Source organism: Komagataeibacter sp. FXV3 (assembly GCF_015155755.1).
Lineage (GTDB): Bacteria > Pseudomonadota > Alphaproteobacteria > Acetobacterales > Acetobacteraceae > Komagataeibacter.
On sequence record NZ_VWPI01000181.1, the window covers coordinates 1 to 2,609 of the forward strand.

Sequence of the window (2,609 nt, forward strand, 5' to 3'; positions counted from 1 at the left end):
CATAATAAGAATTTTTATGTTCAAATATTCCACGCGCCCTGGAATTGGCATAGATTTACATCACGGCGGATTGGCAAACTTCATTAATATACGAAGAAATTTTCTGGATATGTTCTTTTTATCAACAAAATATTCCATTATTTCTTTTGTTGTGTATATTATTTATGCCGTTCTTTCTTTTAAATTATACACATATCGGAAATTTATAGGAAAAAAATTTGTATCTTTATGGATTGTTATGGGATTATATTTGATCATTGGTTTTATTTCCGCCTTGATAAGAGAAACCAGACTATTTTTTCCATTATCTGCAATGGTAATGGGACTGTATTTTTCACAAGATATGATCAAAATAAGTTTCAATGAAAATAAATTTGATATCCCAAAGAGGCCGTTAATTCGACGTTGAATAATCTCTAGCAGCCTGTCGGGTTGGGGTACCCTATGAAGGGGGGCGGTTGTAAGGTGGTGAGATGAGCAGCTTCATCCCGTTTGACCGGTCTCAGCCGTATCTTCTGCCGCCTGATCTGAAGTCGTGGCTTCCGGCTGATGATATGGCGCATTTCGTTGTAGCTGCCGTTGAACGGGTTCCGATGAATGCGTTTTGTGTGCCAGTACGCACGGGTGGCAAGGCACAGTATCATCCGCGTCTGATGCTCGCACTTCTGATCGTCAGCTATGCAAACGGGATTTTTTCCTCACGCCGGATCGAGCGGGCAACATATCGCGACATCAGCATACGCTTCGTGGCGGCGAACCTGCATCCGGATCACGACACGATTGCCGCATTTCGCCGGACAAACCGGGTGGCCATTGAAGCTGCATTTGCACAAGTGCTGCTTCTGGCGCGCGAGACGGGTCTGCTGCGTCTGGGTGTAGTATCGATCGACGGCACGAAAATTGATGCTGACGCTTCGAAATACCGTTCGGTGCGCTACGACCGGATCAGGGCGCTGCACGAACAGCTGACGGTGGATATCGCGAAACTGATGGACCAGGCGGAGCAGAGGTGGTCCCCATTTTTCGGACAGGGCAATAAGCTATAATCGGACCTGAGAGAGAACGGGTTTTATGGGCAAGGTTACGCGCAAGAGGTATGCGGCGGAGTTCAAATCACGGGTTGCCCTGGAAGCGATCCGTGGGGAACTGACGCTGGCGGAACTGGCTTCGAAACATGGGGTGCATCAGACGATGATCACCCAGTGGAAACGGCAGCCGATCGAGGGGATGGCGGCAACCTTTTCCGGGAAGGCGGCGTCTGAGCCCCCGGTCGGCCCTGCTGATGTGGAGAAACTGCACGCGAAGATAGGCGAGCTTCTCGTGGAACGGGATTTTTTACGCGATGCCTCTGCTCGATTGGGCGTGATCAGAGGCGGCAGATGATTGACCCGAAGCGAGCGCGTCTGCCGATAATTCGGCAATGTACGCTGCTGCGACTCAACTGGTCGGGCGTCTACTATCGGTCTGTGCCACAAAGTGAGGCCAATCTGGAGTTGATGCGGCTGATCGACGCCCAGTTCCTGGAAAGGCCGTATTATGGCTCGCGGCAGATGACATGGCATCTGCGCCGCCTGGGACATGAAGTGGGGCGCAAACGCGTCCGCCGGCTCATGGCGATCATGGGCCTGCGGGCGATCTACCAGAAGCCACGCACGAGTGTGCCCCATCCGGAGCATCGGAAATATCCATATCTGCTGCGGGATCTGGTCATTGATCGACCTAACCAGGTCTGGTGTTCCGATATCACATATATTCCCATGAAACGGGGATTTCTCTATCTCGTGGCGATCATGGACTGGTTCACGCGCAAGGTGCTGTCCTGGCGTCTGTCGAACACGATGGACGCGGAGTTCTGTATTGAGGCACTCCGGGATGCGCTGATGCGTTACGGCACCCCGGAGATTTTCAACACGGACCAGGGCTCACAATTCACGACGCCCCGTTTTACCGGTATCCTGGAAGAACGTCAGATCCGCATTAGCATGGACGGGCGTGGGCGCTGGCTGGACAACGTGTTCATCGAGCGTCTGTGGCGGTCGTTGAAATACGAATGTGTCTACCTGCACGCATTTGAGACCGGATCAGAACTTCGAGTGGGGCTCACGAAATGGATCACCCATTACAACGGGCAACGTCCCCATACGGCCCTGGCTGGACGAACGCCTGATGAGGCGTATCATGGCGCGCCGACGCCATCTGGTCCGGGGTTAACCCCGGACCAGATGGCCAACAGCAACGCCGTCAGAATGGCGGCATAACAACAACCGGGTATAGCTTATTCAAACCCAAAAACTGTCCGAACAGACGGGTCCACCTCTCTCGCGAAGACAGATCGCGTCGATGCGTTGATGCTGGCACGCTATGGTGCCCTGCTGGATCCGGTGGCGCGTCCAGTCCGCACGGATCTACAGAACCGTCTGGCCGAACTGGTGGCCGCGCGCCGCAGTTTGATGTGAGACCGCACGGCAACGCTCAATCGTCTTGACGTGCCCCCCTTTTTGTATCCACTCAAAAGGAGAGTTCCCGTTTTTCATGGCTTGGAGTTGATGGAATAGCAAGGGTCTCGGGGGCATGCCCCCGAGACCCTTGTCTAGCGACCTGATCCGGTG

General features: G+C 53.2%; 2 protein-coding genes and 1 pseudogene. All 3 read left to right on the forward strand.

Annotated elements, in window-relative coordinates; all coding sequences use genetic code 11:
• On the forward strand, nucleotides 1-409 hold a 409-nt coding region (locus F1542_RS17280; protein ID WP_227672834.1), incomplete at its 5' end, for a hypothetical protein.
• Nucleotides 410-473: 64 nt separating this feature from the next.
• Nucleotides 474-1,004: pseudogene (locus F1542_RS16735) on the forward strand (transposase); the annotation flags it as partial.
• A 67-nt stretch (nucleotides 1,005-1,071) separates the two neighbouring features.
• Nucleotides 1,072-2,258, forward strand: a protein-coding gene (locus F1542_RS16740; protein WP_193733991.1) for an IS3 family transposase whose coding sequence is annotated in 2 segments (ribosomal slippage) — nucleotides 1,072-1,330 and nucleotides 1,330-2,258 — 1,188 coding nt in all. Because the reading frame shifts where the segments join, the coding sequence is not laid out codon by codon here.
• Nucleotides 2,259-2,609 lie beyond the last annotated feature (351 nt).